This is a genomic window from Sphingobacterium sp. 40-24 (genome assembly GCF_001899705.1).
Classification (GTDB): domain Bacteria; phylum Bacteroidota; class Bacteroidia; order Sphingobacteriales; family Sphingobacteriaceae; genus Sphingobacterium; species Sphingobacterium multivorum.
Genome location: NZ_MKWH01000009.1, coordinates 203,983 through 221,288, shown reverse-complemented (window position 1 = coordinate 221,288; position 17,306 = coordinate 203,983). Strand labels below are relative to the sequence as shown.

21 protein-coding genes are annotated in these 17,306 nt (G+C 40.0%); 13 read left to right on the top strand and 8 right to left on the bottom strand.

Annotated elements, in window-relative coordinates; all coding sequences use genetic code 11:
• A complete protein-coding gene (gene kduI / locus BGP15_RS04210; protein WP_070562607.1) occupies positions 1–846 on the bottom strand; it encodes a 5-dehydro-4-deoxy-D-glucuronate isomerase in 846 nt (281 codons plus the stop codon).
• A 586-nt stretch (positions 847–1,432) separates the two neighbouring features.
• Between kduI and surE the strand changes: the two genes are divergently transcribed.
• From surE to BGP15_RS04170, 8 genes are all read left to right on the top strand, one after another.
• Positions 1,433–2,233, top strand: a complete 801-nt coding sequence (gene surE, locus BGP15_RS04205; RefSeq protein WP_046672576.1) for a 5'/3'-nucleotidase SurE — start codon at positions 1,433–1,435, stop codon at positions 2,231–2,233.
• Positions 2,223–2,483, top strand: a complete 261-nt coding sequence (locus BGP15_RS04200; protein ID WP_046672577.1) for a hypothetical protein — start codon at positions 2,223–2,225, stop codon at positions 2,481–2,483. Before surE ends, BGP15_RS04200 begins: the two co-directional genes overlap by 11 nt.
• Before the next feature lie 48 nt (positions 2,484–2,531).
• Positions 2,532–3,401 carry a menaquinone biosynthesis family protein gene (locus tag BGP15_RS04195; protein ID WP_070562601.1) on the top strand — a complete coding sequence of 290 codons (870 nt, stop codon included), beginning with the start codon at positions 2,532–2,534 and terminating at the stop codon, positions 3,399–3,401.
• A 257-nt stretch (positions 3,402–3,658) separates the two neighbouring features.
• Positions 3,659–6,946 (top strand): preprotein translocase subunit SecA, encoded by a 3,288-nt coding sequence (secA, locus tag BGP15_RS04190; protein WP_112375175.1) that lies wholly within the window; start codon positions 3,659–3,661, stop codon positions 6,944–6,946.
• Positions 6,947–6,966: 20 nt separating this feature from the next.
• Complete coding sequence (locus BGP15_RS04185; protein ID WP_088159759.1) at positions 6,967–7,425, top strand: SPOR domain-containing protein; 459 nt, start codon at positions 6,967–6,969, stop codon at positions 7,423–7,425.
• 13 nt (positions 7,426–7,438) lie between these two features.
• Positions 7,439–8,629: a M20 metallopeptidase family protein gene (locus tag BGP15_RS04180; protein WP_286768796.1), complete on the top strand. Its 1,191-nt coding sequence runs from the start codon at positions 7,439–7,441 to the stop codon at positions 8,627–8,629.
• A gap of 7 nt (positions 8,630–8,636) precedes the next feature.
• Positions 8,637–9,215, top strand: a complete 579-nt coding sequence (locus BGP15_RS04175) for a thiamine diphosphokinase (protein WP_286768795.1) — start codon at positions 8,637–8,639, stop codon at positions 9,213–9,215.
• Entirely contained in the window at positions 9,212–9,700 is a 489-nt protein-coding gene (locus BGP15_RS04170) for a GNAT family N-acetyltransferase (protein WP_070562594.1), read from the top strand. The genes BGP15_RS04175 and BGP15_RS04170 overlap by 4 nt, the downstream gene beginning before the upstream one ends.
• A 9-nt stretch (positions 9,701–9,709) precedes the next feature.
• Here the strand turns inward: BGP15_RS04170 and BGP15_RS04165 are convergent, their stop codons facing one another.
• A complete protein-coding gene (locus tag BGP15_RS04165; protein ID WP_286768794.1) occupies positions 9,710–11,014 on the bottom strand; it encodes a M20/M25/M40 family metallo-hydrolase in 1,305 nt (434 codons plus the stop codon).
• Positions 11,015–11,261: 247 nt separating this feature from the next.
• On the opposite strand from BGP15_RS04165, the gene BGP15_RS04160 reads away from it, so the two are divergent.
• Genes BGP15_RS04160 through BGP15_RS04150 form a run of 3 tightly spaced genes read left to right on the top strand, consistent with a single transcriptional unit; the run spans position 11,262 to position 12,109 of the window.
• Positions 11,262–11,576, top strand: a complete 315-nt coding sequence (locus BGP15_RS04160) for a rhodanese-like domain-containing protein (RefSeq protein ID WP_070562591.1) — start codon at positions 11,262–11,264, stop codon at positions 11,574–11,576.
• Between the two features lies 1 nt (position 11,577).
• Positions 11,578–11,877, top strand: a complete 300-nt coding sequence (locus BGP15_RS04155) for a hypothetical protein (protein ID WP_046672585.1) — start codon at positions 11,578–11,580, stop codon at positions 11,875–11,877.
• Position 11,878: 1 nt separating this feature from the next.
• Positions 11,879–12,109 (top strand): DUF6358 family protein, encoded by a 231-nt coding sequence (locus BGP15_RS04150; protein WP_046672586.1) that lies wholly within the window; start codon positions 11,879–11,881, stop codon positions 12,107–12,109.
• A gap of 33 nt (positions 12,110–12,142) precedes the next feature.
• Here the strand turns inward: BGP15_RS04150 and gcvT are convergent, their stop codons facing one another.
• From gcvT to BGP15_RS04120, 6 genes are all read right to left on the bottom strand, one after another.
• Positions 12,143–13,225: a glycine cleavage system aminomethyltransferase GcvT gene (gene gcvT, locus BGP15_RS04145; RefSeq protein WP_070562585.1), complete on the bottom strand. Its 1,083-nt coding sequence runs from the start codon at positions 13,223–13,225 to the stop codon at positions 12,143–12,145.
• An 80-nt stretch (positions 13,226–13,305) separates the two neighbouring features.
• On the bottom strand, positions 13,306–14,124 hold the full coding sequence (locus BGP15_RS04140; RefSeq protein WP_286754194.1) for a DUF6929 family protein: 819 nt from the start codon (positions 14,122–14,124) through the stop codon (positions 13,306–13,308).
• Positions 14,118–14,810, bottom strand: coding sequence for a pseudouridine synthase (locus BGP15_RS04135; protein ID WP_070562582.1), 693 nt, complete (start codon positions 14,808–14,810; stop codon positions 14,118–14,120). Before BGP15_RS04135 ends, BGP15_RS04140 begins: the two co-directional genes overlap by 7 nt.
• A gap of 1 nt (position 14,811) precedes the next feature.
• Positions 14,812–15,180, bottom strand: coding sequence for a DUF4359 domain-containing protein (locus BGP15_RS04130; protein WP_070562579.1), 369 nt, complete (start codon positions 15,178–15,180; stop codon positions 14,812–14,814).
• Positions 15,181–15,320: 140 nt separating this feature from the next.
• Positions 15,321–15,818, bottom strand: a complete 498-nt coding sequence (locus BGP15_RS04125; protein WP_286768793.1) for a DUF4112 domain-containing protein — start codon at positions 15,816–15,818, stop codon at positions 15,321–15,323.
• A gap of 2 nt (positions 15,819–15,820) precedes the next feature.
• The gene (locus BGP15_RS04120; protein ID WP_046672592.1) at positions 15,821–16,537 is read right to left on the bottom strand and encodes an SIMPL domain-containing protein; all 717 of its coding nucleotides are present in this window, start codon (positions 16,535–16,537) and stop codon (positions 15,821–15,823) included.
• A 162-nt stretch (positions 16,538–16,699) separates the two neighbouring features.
• On the opposite strand from BGP15_RS04120, the gene BGP15_RS04115 reads away from it, so the two are divergent.
• Together BGP15_RS04115 and BGP15_RS04110 are read left to right on the top strand one after the other, a co-directional pair.
• Positions 16,700–16,891 carry a cold-shock protein gene (locus BGP15_RS04115; protein ID WP_046672593.1) on the top strand — a complete coding sequence of 64 codons (192 nt, stop codon included), beginning with the start codon at positions 16,700–16,702 and terminating at the stop codon, positions 16,889–16,891.
• Between the two features lie 175 nt (positions 16,892–17,066).
• A complete protein-coding gene (locus tag BGP15_RS04110) occupies positions 17,067–17,261 on the top strand; it encodes a hypothetical protein (RefSeq protein ID WP_046672594.1) in 195 nt (64 codons plus the stop codon).
• Positions 17,262–17,306: the final 45 nt, after the last annotated feature.

Sequence of the window (17,306 nt, the reverse complement as noted above, 5' to 3'; positions counted from 1 at the left end):
TTACTTCAATTCTGTGATGGCACATTTGTCCATATCATCATAATCTAAATTTTCACCTGCCATTCCCCATATAAATGTATAATTGGACGTTCCAGCTCCTGAGTGAATTGACCATGGCGGTGAAATTACAGCCTGATCGTTGTGTATCCAAATATGGCGGGTTTCATCGATAGGTCCCATAAAATGTGATACAGCCTGACCTTCAGGTAATTCAAAGTAGAAATAGACTTCCATACGACGATCGTGGGTGTGGGATGGCATTGTATTCCATACAGATCCGGGTTTTAACTCAGTCATGCCCATCTGTAATTGGCAGGTTTGTACCACTTTGTTCAATAACATCTGGTTGATCGTACGGTGGTTGGCAGTTTCCAATGAACCCAATTCTAGTTTATTCGCATCTTCTTTCGTTACCTTTTTAGTTGGATAGCTGCAATGTGCAGGTGTAGAGTTTAAATAGAATTTTGCTGGTTTTGCAGCATCCTGGCTTGAAAAATAAACTTCCTGAGCACCTTGACCGATATAAAGGGCTTCTTTGGTATTGAGATCATAAATAATGCCGTCAACTTCGACTTGACCGTTCCCACCGACATTGATAATACCCAACTCTCTTCTAGAAAGGAAGTAAGGTTCTTTTAATAATGCGGGAATGGTGTCTAATTTGATTTTTGAGCTTACAGGCATTGCTCCACCGGCCATATAGCGATCGTAGTGGGTATAGACAAAATTAATTTTGTCTGCTTCAAAAACTGTTTCAATTAGAAAATTCTCCCTTAATCCTTGTGTATCTAAAGTTTTGTATTCCTTTGGCCCTATTGCATAGCGGGATTCAAAATTAATGCTCATAACTGAATTATTATTTTTGTTTGAATGCTAAATTTAGGGCTAATATTTGTCAATTGCGATACAATCTTACGCAAACGATGTCGTAGTGATCGGTTGGTTTTCCGAAAGCGGTAGCAACTTTAAGATAATCGACATGGCTATTATGACTGCAATATACTTCGACCAAATTCTACCTAATAACAGTTTTTAACCAATTTTTAAACAGTAATCAGTCAGTATTCCTTCAGTGTTCACTGAATGATCACTGAACAAGCACTGAACGAGCACTGAACAAACACTGTCAAAATATCGAATTTGGTCACCATCTGATCCTCATTTGATGCGCCCAAATCTCATCGCTCTTTTCCAACTTCCATGTGTTCGTTTGAACCGCTGTTTTCCACAGTTGCTTTTACTGTTTGGCGTCCTAATGTGCGGCCTTTGCAGATAATAATTACCTGTTGTGTCAATATTATTTACATCTCGGTTTCAGATTTACTAACTTCGTGTATGGTAAAGAAGAAATTCCCATATTCTAAACGCATAAACACGGACCGAGAGGACTGGGGGGGGCCTTATGACCATCTAAAAAGCAAATTATTTACATATGAAACCCAATATTTTAGTTGTTAACGATGACGGTATTACAGCGCCAGGTATTAAGGTGCTGTTGGAAGAGATGCAGAAAATCGGAAATGTAGTTGTCGTTGCTCCTGATTCGGCACAATCTGGAATGGGGCATGCCATTACACTTGGTAGGCCACTACGTTTGGATAAAATCAATTTATATGAAGGGGTTGAAATGTACCAGTGTTCAGGAACGCCAGTAGATTGTGTAAAACTTGCTGTAAATAAAGTTTTTAAAGGGCAAAAGCCCGATATATGTGTATCGGGGATCAATCATGGGCTCAACAATTCAATCAATGTTTTATATTCCGGTACGATGTCTGCTGCGGTAGAGGGGGCCATTGAAGGGATTCCTTCTGTGGGGTTTTCGCTTGATAATTTTTCTCACGATGCGGATTTTAGCTATTGCAGACCCTACGTGATTTCTATTGCCGAGCAGGTGCTGGCTAACGGTCTCCCTAAAAATACATTGCTGAATGTTAATTTTCCCCAAACAGCAGGTTTTAAAGGTATTAAAATTTGCCGACAGGCAGGAGGACATTGGGTAGAAGAATTTGATGAACGTATTGATCCACACAATCGTGATTATTATTGGACAACGGGTAAATTTGTCTTGCAGGACAGAGGAGAAGATACCGATAGTTTTGCATTGGCCAATGGTTATGTATCTGTCGTTCCGACACAGTTCGATATGACGGCACATCACGCCATTCCAGAATTGAATTCATGGAGCTTTGATCATTTGGGAAATACAAGGGGAGGCGATAAACGTGAAAAATAATAGCTGGATCGGATTGGGTATCGGTACTGTATCTCCAGTATTGGCTTATATTTTAGTACGTTTTACGGATCTTGAACTTCATTTTTTACCCGAGAAGCCTATGGCCATCTACACTATAGCTGTATTGGTTAATTTAGTGCTTTTACGTTTTGCGTATCGATCGGGGAAAGATCACCTGGGAAAAGGAATTATTGCAAGTACTTTTTTGGCTATGATACTATACCTGATCACGCATAGAATTACAGTTTGATTAAAATTCATAAACCCCATCTGACCGACGGGAAAAATTTTGTACAACATGAAATTAACATTAGGATTTTCTCCATGTCCAAACGATACATTTATTTTTGATGCATTGATTCATCATAAGATAGATACCAAAGGACTGGATTTTGAGGTGGAATATCAAGATGTGGAGACCTTGAACCTGAAAGCTTTTCAAGGCGATCTTGACATTACCAAGCTGAGCTATCATGCCTTTGCCTACGCTGTTGAAGATTATGAGTTGCTCGATGCAGGGAGTGCTTTAGGATTTGGTGTCGGGCCTATGCTGATTACGAAGGATCCGAAATTAGCAAAATTGCTGCAGCAAAAATTAGATCGGGCCGAAAGTTTAGATGGGTTTGATCAATTGAAAGTAGGGTATCCAGGGAAATATACCACGGCTAATTTTTTGTTAAGCCTGGCATTCCCCGAATTAAAAAATAAAGTAGAACTTGTTTTTTCGGATATTGAAGGAGCTTTACTGGATGGATCCATCGACTTAGGGTTGATTATTCATGAAAATAGGTTCACCTATGCCGAAAAAGGACTGCATAAGGTGGTGGATCTGGGTGAGTATTGGGAGAAGACGACAAAATTTCCGATTCCTCTTGGAGGAATTGTCGTAAAACGTAGTCTGCCACAAGAAGTGAAGGAGACGTTGAATACGATTTTGAAAGAAAGTGTAGAATTTGCATTTGCCAATCCGAAATCTGGGCTTGAATTCATTCGTGCACATGCACAGGAAATGAGTGAAGAGGTGATGTACAAGCATATTGAACTTTATGTCAATAAATATTCAGTAGCATTGGGGCTTGAAGGACGTGATGCAATTACGAAGATGTTTGAAAAGGCACAGGAACTGGGATTCATTCCGCATTCAGACCGTAAGTTGTTTTTATCATAAATTGACTGTCGGTTTAAAGCTCATATTGCTCAGAAAAACTTCACGTCAAGATGGCGTAAAAGGGGATAAATAGGTAGAGGATTCTTGCAGGCTGTAAGGAACTGACATTTTCAATAAAAATAACGTAAAAAAAATGGATGTAAGCTGTTAGATATCATATCTAATAACTAAATTTGCCCGATTAGTGTCAAATTGTCTGCAATTTTACTTTGGAGTCATTATTGTACAAAATCTTAAGTTGAGATAGAAAAAAAATTATGTTAAAGTTTTTAAGTAAATTATTTGGAAGTAAATCCGAGAGAGATATCAAGGGAATTCAGCCTGTGGTAGACCAAATCAAAGCTGAATATGAGAAGCTTTCAAATCTAACCAATGACGAGTTACGTGCCAAGACCGTTGATTTCAAAGAAAGAATTAAAAATTACCTAGCCGATATTGACCAAGAAATTGACACGCTTAAAAAAGAAGCGGATCAAGACGAGGACGATATGGCAAAGAAAACTTCTATTTACGAGCAAGTGGACAAATTGTCCAAAGACCGTGACAAGAAGTTGGAAGAGGTATTGAAGGATATTTTGCCGGAGGCATTTGCCGTGGTAAAAGAAACTTCAAGACGTTTGACAGAAAACGAAGAATTAGAAGTTACTGCCAACGATTTTGACAGAGAATTGGCTGTTTACAAATCAAACGTTATCATCAATGGTGATAAGGCGATTTGGAAAAACAAATGGATGGCTGCAGGTACTGAGGTCACTTGGAACATGGTACACTATGATGTCCAATTAATCGGTGGTATTGTATTGCACAGTGGTAAAATTGCCGAGATGGCAACCGGTGAGGGTAAAACGTTGGTAGGAACATTACCGACCTATCTAAATGCTCTTTCTGGTCAAGGCGTACACATTGTAACGGTGAATGATTACCTTGCTCGTCGTGACTCGGAGTGGAATGCTCCGTTATTTGAGTTCCATGGGCTATCTGTTGACTGTATTGATAAACATCAGCCGAATTCCCCGCAACGTCGTAAAGCTTATCAATCGGATATCGTATATGGTACGAATAACGAGTTTGGTTTCGATTATCTACGTGATAATATGGTTCAGACTCCGGACGCATTGGTGCAAGGAAAATTACACTTTGCCATGGTCGATGAGGTTGACTCCGTATTGATTGATGATGCCCGTACACCATTGATTATCTCAGGTCCGATTCCTCGTGGCGATCAACACGAATTCTACCAATTAAAACCACGTATCGAGCGTTTGGTGCATGTACAGAAAGCGTACATCAATACCGTCTTGAATGATGCTAAAAAAGCGCTGGCGGCAGGTGATTCTGACGTTGAAGGCGGCGGTTTGGCATTATTAAGAGCGTACAGAGGTTTGCCTAAAAATAAAGCATTAATCAAGTTCTTAAGCGAAGGCGCTAATCGTTCGATCTTACAAAAAGTAGAAAACTACTATATGCAAGAGCAAAATAAAAATATGCCTAAAGTAGATGCAGAACTTTATTTTGTGATTGATGAAAAGAACAACCAAGTAGAATTGACAGAAAAAGGTATCGAGTTGATTACAGCAACAGGCGAAGATCCTTCATTCTTTATTTTACCGGATGTTGGTACTGAGATTGCCGAAATTGAAAAGTCTTCGTTGACTTTGGAAGAAAAGGCAGCTCAGAAAGAAGATATGTTGCGCGATTATTCGATTAAAGCAGAGCGTATCCACTCGATCAACCAGTTGTTAAAAGCATATACCTTGTTTGAAAATGATGTTGAATATATCGTTGATGAAGGTAAAGTGAAAATTGTCGATGAGCAAACAGGTCGTATCATGGATGGCCGTCGTTACTCAGATGGTTTGCACCAGGCGATCGAAGCAAAGGAGAATGTGAAAGTAGAAGATGCGACACAAACTTACGCAACGATTACATTGCAAAATTACTTCCGCATGTACCACAAACTTTCGGGTATGACGGGTACAGCGTCGACAGAGGCCGGTGAGCTTTGGGAAATTTATAAATTGGATGTCGTAGAAATTCCGACAAATCGTGGAATCCAACGTGATGATCGTCAAGATTTGATCTATCGTACGGCCCGTGAAAAATACAATGCTGTAGCTGAAGAAATCCAACGATTGACAGAGCAGGGACGGCCAGTATTGGTCGGTACCACATCGGTTGAAATTTCGGAGTTATTGAGCCGTATGCTTCAATTACGTAAGATCAAGCATAACGTATTAAATGCGAAGTTACACCAAAAAGAAGCTGATATCGTCGCTGAAGCTGGACGCCCAGGACAAGTAACCATCGCGACGAATATGGCTGGTCGTGGTACGGATATTAAATTGACCGAAGAAGTTAAAAAAGCTGGTGGTCTTGCCATTATCGGTACCGAAAGACACGAATCTCGTCGTGTTGACCGTCAGTTACGTGGTCGTGCCGGTCGTCAGGGAGACCCAGGTTCTTCGCAATTCTTCGTTTCTTTGGAAGATAACTTAATGCGCTTATTCGCTTCAGAGAGAATCTCTAACATCATGGTGAAAATGGGTGTTGAAGAGGGCGAGGTGATGCAACATAGTATGTTGACTAAATCCATCGAACGCGCACAGCGTAAAGTGGAGGAGAATAACTTCGGTATCCGTAAACGTCTATTGGAATACGATGATGTAATGAACTCCCAACGTACCGTAATTTATTCGAAACGTAAAAATGCTTTGTTTGGAGAACGTTTAGACGTGGATTTGAACAACATGATTTTTGATGTTGCAGAAGAAATTGTCGTTGAAGCAAAAGAGCAAGGTAATTACGAAGATTTCCAAATCGAAGTAATCCGTATTTTTGCGATCACACCAGAAATTACAGCAGAAGAATTTGCACAGGGTAAAATTGAAGGCTTGACTGATCGTCTTTTTGAGCATGCAATTAACGCTTACCACCATAAAATTGAGGCCGTTGGTGCTTTGACAGTTCCTGTATTGAATAATGTGTATGCGGAAAGAGGTCAGATCGTCGAAAATGTCGTTATTCCATTTACGGATGGTATCCGTGGCATTCAAGTTTCGGCGAATTTGAAAAAAGCCATCGAAAGCAACGGTAAAGAAGTTTTCAAATCTTTTGAAAAAGGAATCGTATTGGCATTAATCGATGAGGCTTGGAAAGAGCACCTGCGTGAAATGGATGATTTGAAACAATCGGTTCAAAATGCTGTTTATGAACAAAAGGATCCGATTATCATTTATAAAATGGAGGCATTTGATTTGTTTAAATCGATGTTGGCTTCAATGAATAAGGATGTCGTTAGCTTTATTTTCAAAGGAGAGATCCCTGGTCAAGAACCGACTTCTATGCAAGCGAGACAAGTACAGCAGGCTCCAGTAAAAACGATTGAAACGAAAGCTGAATTGGCTTCGCCTACAGGTGTGAGTGAGGAGGATGTGAATGAAGGTCCAAAAGAACCTGTTCGCAACGAGAATACTGTTGGACGCAATGACGAATGTCCTTGTGGTTCAGGAAAAAAATATAAAAATTGCCACGGCGCAAATAACTAATCGATAAGAAAGGTTAAACTATGCTGAAGAGAGGATTGATTTTCATACATGCACTTGTGTTGTTTGCGCTAGTTCAGGTAAACGCACAAGAAAAAGGTGGAGTAATTGTAACCAAAGATTCATTGATTACACAGCTTCAAAATTTCAGGGCAGCTATGGGGATCAATCCTGTCGAAAGCAAAGCGACAGTAGTTCCTGCTAAACCCGTTGTCCGCTCAGCGGCGACGCGGGTCAAAGTAAGGGGATTCCGTGTACAGATCTTTGCTGGATCGAATCGGAATCAGGCATTTTCGGAGCAGACACGTTTCCGAAGTATGTATAAAGATATTGATACTTATATCACCTATGATGAACCCAATTATCGCGTCAAGGTAGGTGATTTTAGAAGTCGCTCTGAAGCAAATGCCTTCATGCGCGAGTTACGTCAATATTTTAGCAACGTCTTTGTTTTTTCGGAGAACGTTTTTGTATATCAATAAATCAATCAACCTTATGGCAAGTACGAAAGAAAAAGTCCTGGCCTTAGCTCATCAATATTTTGAAGATACGGTTTCCAACCGTAGACATCTTCATCAGAATCCTGAACTTTCCTTCGAAGAATACAATACCTCGGCATTTGTAAAAAAGCAATTGGATGAATTGGGAATTCCTTATGAGGCTAAAGCTGATACGGGGATTGTCGCTTTAATCAAAGGTGACCTACCCTCAGATGAAGTTATCGCGTTGCGCGCAGATATGGATGCTTTACCAATTCAAGAAGTGGAGGGGCGTTCATATGGTTCCAACACCCCAGGAGTGATGCATGCCTGTGGCCATGATGTACATACCTCCTCACTTTTGGGGACAGCTAAAATATTGAATAGCCTAAAAGCCGAATTTGGAGGAACGATCAAATTGATCTTCCAGCCTGGCGAAGAGCGCTTGCCAGGAGGAGCTTCCTTAATGATCAAAGAGGGCGCTTTGCAGAATCCTGCCCCCTCAGCCATAATAGGTCAGCATGTGATGCCCTTTATTGAGGTAGGCAAGGTTGGTTTCCGTGAGGGAAAATATATGGCTTCCTGCGATGAACTGTTCATGACAGTCAAAGGCAGGGGCGGGCATGGTGCGCACCCGCATCAAAATATTGATCCAATTGTTATTACAGCACAGATCATTACCGCTTTGCAGCAGATTGCTAGTCGTTTTGCAGATCCACGTACACCGACTGTGCTATCTTTTGGAAAGATTATGGCCAACGGAGCTACAAATATTATTCCTGACCAGGTTTATCTGGAAGGTACATTTCGCACATTTGATGAGGATTGGCGTGCTGAAGCACATGCGCGCATGGTAAAGATTGCTGTGAGCATTGCTGAAAGTATGGGAGCGACTTGTGAATTTGAAGTCCGTAAGGGCTATCCTTTTCTAATCAATGAGCCCCAATTGACTAAAAGTGCACGGACATTTGCAGAAGAGTATCTCGGCAAGGAAAATGTGGTAGACTTAGATCTATGGCCTGCCGCGGAGGATTTTTCCTATTATTCACAAGAAATTAATGCTTGTTTCTATCGTTTGGGTACAGGTAATGCAGCACGTGGTATCTCTTCAGCTGTCCATACGCCGACCTTTGACGTGGATGAGACTTCTTTGGAGATTAGTACGGGGTTGATGGCATACATTACCTTGCGTAGGCTCGGTTATTAAATTATATATGTCATCTCATCACATTGTTCGAGAGAATCAGGAACCTGCATTACTGATTGAAGACCTTTTCCTCATCGACGAAGAGGGCTTGGGGCAGCTGCTGGAATGGAGCCCCACAATTGTCATTGAGGCGGAAACCATCGATTTATTGGATGCGCGTGGTTATAAGTTCGATATCGTTTTTACAAAAAAATCCATTAACGATTCACAGGAAAATTTAAAGATCATTTCCTATGATAATGATTTTCTAAAGACGGCTATAGAATACCTGATAGCACATCAATACAAAGCGGTGAATATCCTGACTGATCAGCTTGATTTGGCTTATTACCAGCCCTATCTGGAGCAGATTAATATTGTGCTTATCTCTAAAGGAGTTCGCTATTGTTTTGTGACAACAGGCTTCACCAAATGGAAGCCCGTAGGGGAAAGAATCCGAATTGAGGGGCTTGATGCTGATGAAAAAAACACGCACGAAGGCTTGATTAAGATCAATGACAACGAATACGAAATGGAAAAAGACGGCTTATTTGTCCTTAAATTTTCCCATATAAAATACATTTTAATAGGAGAAAAGATTGCATGATAACAATAGAATTGGCAGAACAAAGCGATATCAGAAGCATTTCAAATATGGCGCATAGTATTTGGCCTGTTACTTATGGAGAGATACTTTCACAGGATCAAATTGACTTTATGCTCGAAAAAAGCTATACCGTTGAGGGACTTGCAGAAAGTATGGTTAATGGCCAATTTTTTTATGTCTTGAAAGAAGATGGTATCGGTCAGGGATTTATTGCCTTGCGAACTCTTGAGGATCGTGTACGTATTGAAAAGCTCTATTTGATGCCCAATGTGCAAGGAAAAGGCTTCGGAAAGGCGCTGATAGACTTCGCTTCAGAAAAAACCATCTTAAAGGGTAAAGGGATTCTTGAATTGAACGTAAATAGAAATAACCCTGCTTACCATTTCTATTTGAAGCAGGGCTTTGAGATCATTGAAACGATTGATATTCCTTATTATGATTATGTTCTAAACGATTATGTCATGCAAAAAGAAGTAAAAGCTTAGGCCTGTCGCCTAATCTTTTAGTTTTTCGACCCGTGAAGGTGTTTGTTTGCCTGTTACAATTCCGGAGGTGCCTATGGCGATCGCTTCTATACTGGAAATGATATTCTGAACATTCAATGTAGACACTTCATCTTTTACGGTATGGTAATATTCATCCTTATCCATTTGGGATGTTGAAAATGAATGCGCAGGCACACCTTTGGCTGCCAATACCGCATTATCGCTTCGATAAAAGAGATTTTGTTTGGTATATGGATCAGGATAGAATCGGAAATTTGTGTTTTTTAAATTTTCCTGCATTAATTCACCAAGATTCGACTGATCGTATCCTGTAATATACACTGTATTGGGACCGAATTTGGAATCTTTTCCGATCATTTCCATATTGATCATAGCGACTACCTGGTCAGCATTGATGTGGTTGGAAAAATATTTTGAGCCATACATGCCCAGTTCTTCTGCCGTAAAAGCGACGAAAATAAGGGTCCTTTCATTATTATTTTGTTTTTTGTAGTAATCTGCCAGGGTTAACATTGCGGTCACACCTGAGGCATCGTCATCGGCGCCATTGGCAATAGAATCTTGGCCTACTGCCTGAAGGATGCCAATATGATCGTAATGTCCCGAAAAGATAACGTATTCGTTCGGTTTACTTTTCCCGGGGATTATTCCTGCCACGTTAAACAAGGGGAAATTTTGAAGCTTCCGTTCAATATGAATTTGAAAAGTTTGGGGTTTCTCCGCTGTTAAAAGGTAGACAATTGATGGTTTTTGTTTGGAGGGGTCCTCTATAAATTTAGGGGAGTTGAGCATTTGACCAAAACGCACAAAATAGCTTTCAAAGGAGGGGGCTACCAATACAAGTGTATTTTCTTTGGCTAGAGAATGTTCTCTAAATACTTTCGCAAAATCATCGCCCGATTTTATTTCGACGATGTTAAGGCTACTTCGATTATCCCACTGTAAATCAACGTGGTTTCCAAGTGAAATAACATGGTCAGCTGGGATCAGCTGCTTATTGATGGTTGCGGATTTGCTTACCGGAGAGATTTTATCCAATTGGAATGTTTGCCTGTAATTTTGTTCTGCGTAGGGGCTAAGGCCTATTCTCTTCATTTCGGCAGCGATAAAATCTGCAGCTGGTTCGATGTCTTTTGTCAAAGCCGATCTCCCACGCATATCGTCAGCGGCTAGGGTATTGAGTATGCGGCTCACATCTTGGCGTTCCTGCTCGGAAATAACTTGCTGTCCATAGCTTACTGCCGAGAGTGCAAGTAAAGATATAGAAAGTATAATTTTAGGTATTGAATTCATATAAAGCTTAGTAAAGTCTGGGTGAAGATAAGGAAAATTCTACAAGCGAATTGTGCAGACAATAAACTTCCTAAAATGATCCATTTCAAATGATCCGATGACAGGCAAAACCCATCTAAGATTTCTAATGCCGTTAATACACTAAAAATTGAGGCTACTCTTAGCAACATCGACTGATTTTGAGCATCCAGGAAAGCGAACACTTTCGGAAAAAATGTAGTATATTTGACTATTAAATTGTTTGAAAATGAAAGAAGTATCTGTACAAGAATTAAAGAATAAAATCGATAACAACGAAGATTTTCAGTTGATAGACGTTCGTGAATCCTTTGAGTATGAAGTATCCAATTTAAATGGATTGAATATTCCACTTTCAGGTATACTGATCGAAGCTGATAAGATTGCGAAAGATAAGCCTGTTATCGTACAATGCCGTTCTGGAAAACGTTCTGCACAGGCGATTATGTTATTGGAACAACAGGGTTTTGACAATCTTGCAAATTTAAAAGGCGGAATTTTAGCTTGGAAAGAGGAAATCGATCCAGAGTTAGACGTTTATTAAGATGAAAAATTTGGAGCATCAGACTAAGCAAGCTTTCTTGTTTAGTCTTGCTTTTTATAGCGTAGCTATTTTAGCGCGATTATTTAACCTTGGTATATTCCCCATATTAGGTAGCCTTTCCATTCTATTGTCTCTCCTATGGGTAATATTGGTTCTACGGGAAATCATGCTTTCGAGGACAATTTCTAACACAGAAAGGATGCTGATGGCTTTGACGATTGTTTTATTAAACATTGTTGGTGGAGCATTCTATTTCTTTGGCGGATGGAGACAGCGGGTATTGGGATTAATAAAAAAGTGATATGTTAAAGTATTTTTTTCTAAATATAGTGTTGAGTTTGGCTATTGTATTTTTAGTTTACAGTGGTTTTGAAGGGTATAAGGCCGGCAACATGCTGGTAACGGGATTATCCATCGCCTTTTTGGTGGTTTTGATCTATCTCCGTGTTGTTTTAAGCAAACGGGTTCGATCACTTATTCAGCAAAAAGAAAGCGGTAAACAACAACCTACTACAAAACAAAAGAAGAAGTAATAAAAAAAGCCTGCTTTAAGCAGGCTTTTTTTATTACTTCACAAATGGTGGTTTTGTTACTTTTGCTTTTATTTTTTGATTACGGATCAGAATGAAGATCTCGGTGCCGTCTTTTGAAAAGGCTGTGTCCACATAACCTAAACCGATTGATTTTTTCAATGTTGGTGATTGCGTACCTGAAGTCACACGTCCAATTACATTTCCATCAGCATCAACAATTTCGTAATCATGACGAGGAATGCCTCTGTCAATCATTTCGAAACCAACGAGCTTTTTCTTTAGACCAGCTTCTTTTTCCGCTTTAAGCGCCGCAGAATTCACAAAGTCTTTTGTAAACTTCGTTACCCAGCCTAAACCGCCTTCTAAAGGAGAGGTATTATCGTCGATGTCATTTCCGTATAGGCAGAAACCCATTTCTAGACGTAAAGTATCACGGGCACCTAAACCAATAGGTTTGATTCCATAAGCTTTACCGGCTTCGAAAATAGCATCCCATACTTTTTGGGCATCTTCATTGGCCACATAGATTTCAAAACCTCCAGCTCCCGTATATCCTGTTGCAGAAACCAACACATTCTCTACGCCCGCAAATGTACCTTTTGCAAAGGTATAGTATTCCATTGGAGCTAATTCGATGTCGGTAAGCGATTGAAGTGCATCTGCAGCCTTAGGACCTTGTACCGCGAATAAGGAGGTTTGATCAGAGATATTCTTCATCTCCACACCAGCTGTATTGTATTTGGAGATCCAGTTCCAGTCTTTCTCAATATTTGACGCATTCACAACCAAAAAATATGTCTTATCGTCTATACGGTATGTTAGGAAGTCATCAACTACACCGCCAGTTTCATTGGGGATATAAGCATATTGAACTTTGCCATCGTATAATTTTGACACATCATTGGAAGAGATTTTTTGAAGTAGATCCAGGGCTTTTTCCCCTTTTAGGATGAATTCACCCATGTGGCTTACATCAAAAACTCCTACACCTGTGCGAACTGTTTCGTGCTCATCATTGATGCCTGTGTATTGTACGGGCATGTTGAAGCCTGCAAAGGGAACCATTTTTGCTCCTAAAGCAATGTGCGTCTCCGAAAGGGCAGTATTTTTTAACATAAAAATTAAGTTTTAATCAGCTACAAATTTAATAAAATATACGTGATTCCTCACTGTGAATCCATTTTAGAACAATCGATTTAATTGCTTACCCGGAGCGAATAGATGGTCATATGATCATCTTCGCTATCGGTATCTTCACATAGTAGGAAAATTAGGCCATGGGCAGTCTCCTCTTTCAATGTGATTCCTTCAAATTTATGCTTTTCGGGAATTTCGAATGTCTCGGGTTTGCCGGAAAGATCGGAAGGTATTTTTCCAAGGAGGGAACCACTGATCTCTCCATCCAGATAAGTCGATTTTGCATTTTCGGCGGTAGCAATAAAATAGATTTCATTTCCAACCAGGGTCGCATCTGAGAAACCTGTCGATATGCCATTGAGCTTGGGTAGTTCAATCGGGATACAGCGGGATTGTTCGGCAGCAAGCGGATGATACTCTAAAATGGCATTTATGCCTTTAGGGCCATTTCCCCGGTTAAAAAATAAGATCTTATCTTTTAAATGAACTACGCCTTCAATATTGAAGTCTTCTTTGGAAATATTGAATTTTTCCATTAAGGAAGAATAGATGTTACTGTAGTCTTCCTGAAGGACTGTTTTGCCGTCCCAAATAAAACGAGTGTTTCTGTTTGGGGTAGAACCAGAGCCATAAAGATAATAGCGGCTTCCATCGAAAGTGATCGATTCCAAATCCATTTTAGCTGCTTTAGCCCTATTTTCCATCGGATCAGACTGCCGTAGTGCCGTTTTAGACAACTTTTGGTCTGTGATACTATAGCTGTAGATATAATTGCTATTGTCAGAAACGATATGGATTTGCCTATCCTGATAGACAATACCAGAAGCTGCGGTAATACCGGATATGCTGATAAAGGCTTCGAGAATCAATTTTAACATATCGCATTGAGGTTTAATATTTCCAATACCCGGATGAAATCGGGTTGTAGGGGCGCTTTGATATGAACGTCTTCGCCCGATAAAGGATGTTTAAAGGTCAGCTCCGAGGCATGCAATAGCATGGTATCCATTTGGTAGGCTTCTTTCCAGAACTTGTTTTGTTTATTGCATCCATGCGGGCGATCGCCGATAATGGGATGAAAGATATGCGCAAAATGGCGACGTAACTGATGCATACGACCTGTAATTGGGTTGGCTTCGACGAGACTGTATCGTGCTGTCGGAAATTTTCCGAAGGGAACGGCCAACTCGCCTTGAGCAAGTAAGCGAAAAGATGTTTGTGCTTCCTGAACGGTGCCATCGTCCCTTTTTAAGGGATAGTCAATCAGGCCTTCTGCTGGCGCGAAGCCCCTCAGAACAGCGAGGTATTTTTTGTCGATCTTACGCTCCTGAAAACTTTTTTGTAAGTATTGGTCCGTCTCCTTATTTAATGAAAATAACAGAATGCCTCCGGTCTTCCGGTCCAAACGATGTGCGGGATAAACGGTTTTTCCTAATTGGTCCCGAAGGAGCTGTAGGGCAAACGCTGAAGCATCGCGCGCAATAGCAGATCGGTGCACCAATAGTCCATGTGGTTTATTGATTGCAACGATGGATTCGTCTTGATAAAGTATTTCTAAAGGCATGTTAAATCTTTTTCAATGCAGCAATAATTTCGTCGGCCTTTTCATCAATTTTTGGGCTCAGCCAGATGTATTTAAAAGCTCCGCCACCGATAATCTGTTCTGTACCCTGCCATTTTATTTTGGTTAGCGAAAACAAATAGTAGTTGTCGACCACAACGGAACTTTGGATAAATTTATCGACGATGTCATTTCCGAAGAGCTGCATCCCCAATCCGAAAAACTCTTGATCTTTCGCATGAAGCTGGCTTTTCAATAGCTGTTCAGCTTTCGCGCGTACAACCTTTTCGTGTTCCTCTTTGCTTGGGTTAGTCAAAATTGCGGCCAGCATGATGACGATCAAAATCAGTGCAAATATTCTTTTTTTGCTCATTTTAAATTTGAGATTAAGTTCTGGATGTCATAACACGATGACTATCGCGATCAAAATTATTAAATAGATATTAGATAAAGGCAACTGTTTTAAGAGAAATGCGAAGGATTCTGCCTCAGCGGTGGAGCAAGGAGGTTTATTTAGAATCCGATGGTATTCAATAGCGAGAATGCCCAAGAGAACAACGTCCAGATAAGATAAAATGTAACACCGATGAATAAGAAGAAGACCGTTAGAATACTGATGATTATACCGATACCCGAGCCTGAATGCTTGCCTTCGTAGTAATGTTGTCGTAATAATTTGATGTTCTTTTCATTGGCCTTGCTAAAAAAATCAAAAAAGTTTCCGAGGAAGGGAATGCTACCCAAAACAGCATCAATCGAGATATTGAGTAACATGCGTATGACTAATTTTGGACTGGCGCCGTTACGCCACATGGCTATGACAAGAACCAGAGAGGTTCCGAAGCCCGCTATCGCGCCACCTAAGGGGATGAGATTCAAGACTGGATCCAGTCCGAAGCGAAAGTTTCCAATCTTGAATTGATTATCCATTAACCAAGATATTCGGTCAATCCAACCGAAATCTTGGTCAATTTGTTTTAATTTATCTGCTGGAGTTTTTTCCCTATGCATGATTACAATAACTCAAATGAAGCGCTGATTTCACTCGTAACTTTCATCGGTCTGATATTTAAATCTAACCCACTGTCACCAGCGCTGTCTGCTGCTTCGGCCATAGCACCTTTATACATGGCATTACGCATCATCGGTTGTACGCCAAATATAATTTGTTGTGGTGTTTCAGATAACACGATCGCTTTACCAATTTTTTGGCCTGCGGCTTCTGCCAAAATTTGAGCATTGACTTTCGCATCCAATACCGCCTTGGTTTTTAAACTTTTTTCCAACTCCTTTTTCTTTGAATAATCATATTCGCTAATATAGGTGCTTTGGATACCGGCTTTGTCAACACCGTCTAATAGTTGGCCCAAATTGTTCAAGTTGGTTACCTTAATACGGTATTGTCTGGAGAGCAAGATATCGGTGTCTTTTTTCTTTTTATCCGGAACATTATAGCTCCAGATATTCTGGATCGTAAAATCTTCTTTTTTTACACCCGCTTTTGTCGCCGAATCGAACAGATCTTTTTCTAGCTTTTCTATTGCGGCCTTTTTCTTCGTGTTACCGTTCTCATAAAACTCTTTTAGGGTAACATCAATATAGATAATATCTGGTGTTACTTCTTCTTCTGCACGGCCTACCGTAGATACAAATTCTTTATTAACCATTTGTTGCGCGTTTACTTGGGTCATCAAACCTAAAAAGGCTAGTCCTAATAGTATTTTTTTCATATTTTTCGTCTTTAACTTTTTATAATAATACGATTGCCATTATCGCATTGCTACAAGATTGGAGCCAAAGTTTATGAAAAAGTTTAACGGATAAAAAAAATAAAAAGGTTAAGATTTTTGATTTTATTTCTCTACCTTTAGGGAAATTAATAATATAGTGCCATGCAAGAAGGTAAAGTAAAATTCTTTAATGAGACCAAAGGTTTCGGTTTCATCATCCCTAACTCAGGCGAGAGCGAAATTTTTGTTCACGTTTCTGGATTAGTAGACAAAGTTCGTGAGAATGACAATGTATCTTACGAAGTTGAACAAGGCCGTAAAGGTCTTAATGCGGTAAATGTAAGAGTTATCTAATTAGATTCAAGATATATTTATTGTGAAAAGGCCTATGCGAACAGCATGGGCTTTTTTATTTTATGGGAAATCTGGCTCTTAGAAAAGGATATTCTGCGACAGGGCGTGTTTACTTGCTTGAGTAAATAATTTGGACTGATAATTGTAATAGGATATTTAAAAATAGTTAGTGAAGATGAAACGTATTCTAGTATTGGGGCTGTCTGTTGTTATTGCGCTATCCATGTCGGCCTGTTATTCTGCCCATCATCACCATGGTCATGGCCGTGGTCCGAAAAGAATGCCTCCTGGGCATGCTAAAAAATACTACGGTGAGCAGTCGGCACGTGATTTTGCTCCGGGACAACAAAAGAAAAAACACAGACATTAATTCTTTTATGCAATGGGAGATATCCGATTGCTGTCTATGTAAATT

Coding starts and splice junctions, on each gene's coding strand:
- BGP15_RS04125 (WP_286768793.1), bottom strand. CDS start 15,818: ATGCATAGGGAAAAAACTCCAGCAGATAAATTAAAACAAATTGACCAA.
- BGP15_RS04170 (WP_070562594.1), top strand. CDS start 9,212: ATGATAACAATAGAATTGGCAGAACAAAGCGATATCAGAAGCATTTCA.
- secA (WP_112375175.1), top strand. CDS start 3,659: ATGTTAAAGTTTTTAAGTAAATTATTTGGAAGTAAATCCGAGAGAGAT.
- BGP15_RS04130 (WP_070562579.1), bottom strand. CDS start 15,180: ATGAGCAAAAAAAGAATATTTGCACTGATTTTGATCGTCATCATGCTG.
- BGP15_RS04155 (WP_046672585.1), top strand. CDS start 11,578: ATGAAAAATTTGGAGCATCAGACTAAGCAAGCTTTCTTGTTTAGTCTT.
- BGP15_RS04175 (WP_286768795.1), top strand. CDS start 8,637: ATGTCATCTCATCACATTGTTCGAGAGAATCAGGAACCTGCATTACTG.
- gcvT (WP_070562585.1), bottom strand. CDS start 13,225: ATGTTAAAAAATACTGCCCTTTCGGAGACGCACATTGCTTTAGGAGCA.
- BGP15_RS04160 (WP_070562591.1), top strand. CDS start 11,262: ATGAAAGAAGTATCTGTACAAGAATTAAAGAATAAAATCGATAACAAC.
- BGP15_RS04140 (WP_286754194.1), bottom strand. CDS start 14,124: ATGTTAAAATTGATTCTCGAAGCCTTTATCAGCATATCCGGTATTACC.
- BGP15_RS04165 (WP_286768794.1), bottom strand. CDS start 11,014: ATGAATTCAATACCTAAAATTATACTTTCTATATCTTTACTTGCACTC.
- BGP15_RS04150 (WP_046672586.1), top strand. CDS start 11,879: ATGTTAAAGTATTTTTTTCTAAATATAGTGTTGAGTTTGGCTATTGTA.
- BGP15_RS04195 (WP_070562601.1), top strand. CDS start 2,532: ATGAAATTAACATTAGGATTTTCTCCATGTCCAAACGATACATTTATT.
- BGP15_RS04115 (WP_046672593.1), top strand. CDS start 16,700: ATGCAAGAAGGTAAAGTAAAATTCTTTAATGAGACCAAAGGTTTCGGT.
- BGP15_RS04120 (WP_046672592.1), bottom strand. CDS start 16,537: ATGAAAAAAATACTATTAGGACTAGCCTTTTTAGGTTTGATGACCCAA.
- BGP15_RS04185 (WP_088159759.1), top strand. CDS start 6,967: ATGCTGAAGAGAGGATTGATTTTCATACATGCACTTGTGTTGTTTGCG.
- BGP15_RS04110 (WP_046672594.1), top strand. CDS start 17,067: ATGAAACGTATTCTAGTATTGGGGCTGTCTGTTGTTATTGCGCTATCC.
- surE (WP_046672576.1), top strand. CDS start 1,433: ATGAAACCCAATATTTTAGTTGTTAACGATGACGGTATTACAGCGCCA.
- BGP15_RS04135 (WP_070562582.1), bottom strand. CDS start 14,810: ATGCCTTTAGAAATACTTTATCAAGACGAATCCATCGTTGCAATCAAT.
- BGP15_RS04180 (WP_286768796.1), top strand. CDS start 7,439: ATGGCAAGTACGAAAGAAAAAGTCCTGGCCTTAGCTCATCAATATTTT.
- kduI (WP_070562607.1), bottom strand. CDS start 846: ATGAGCATTAATTTTGAATCCCGCTATGCAATAGGGCCAAAGGAATAC.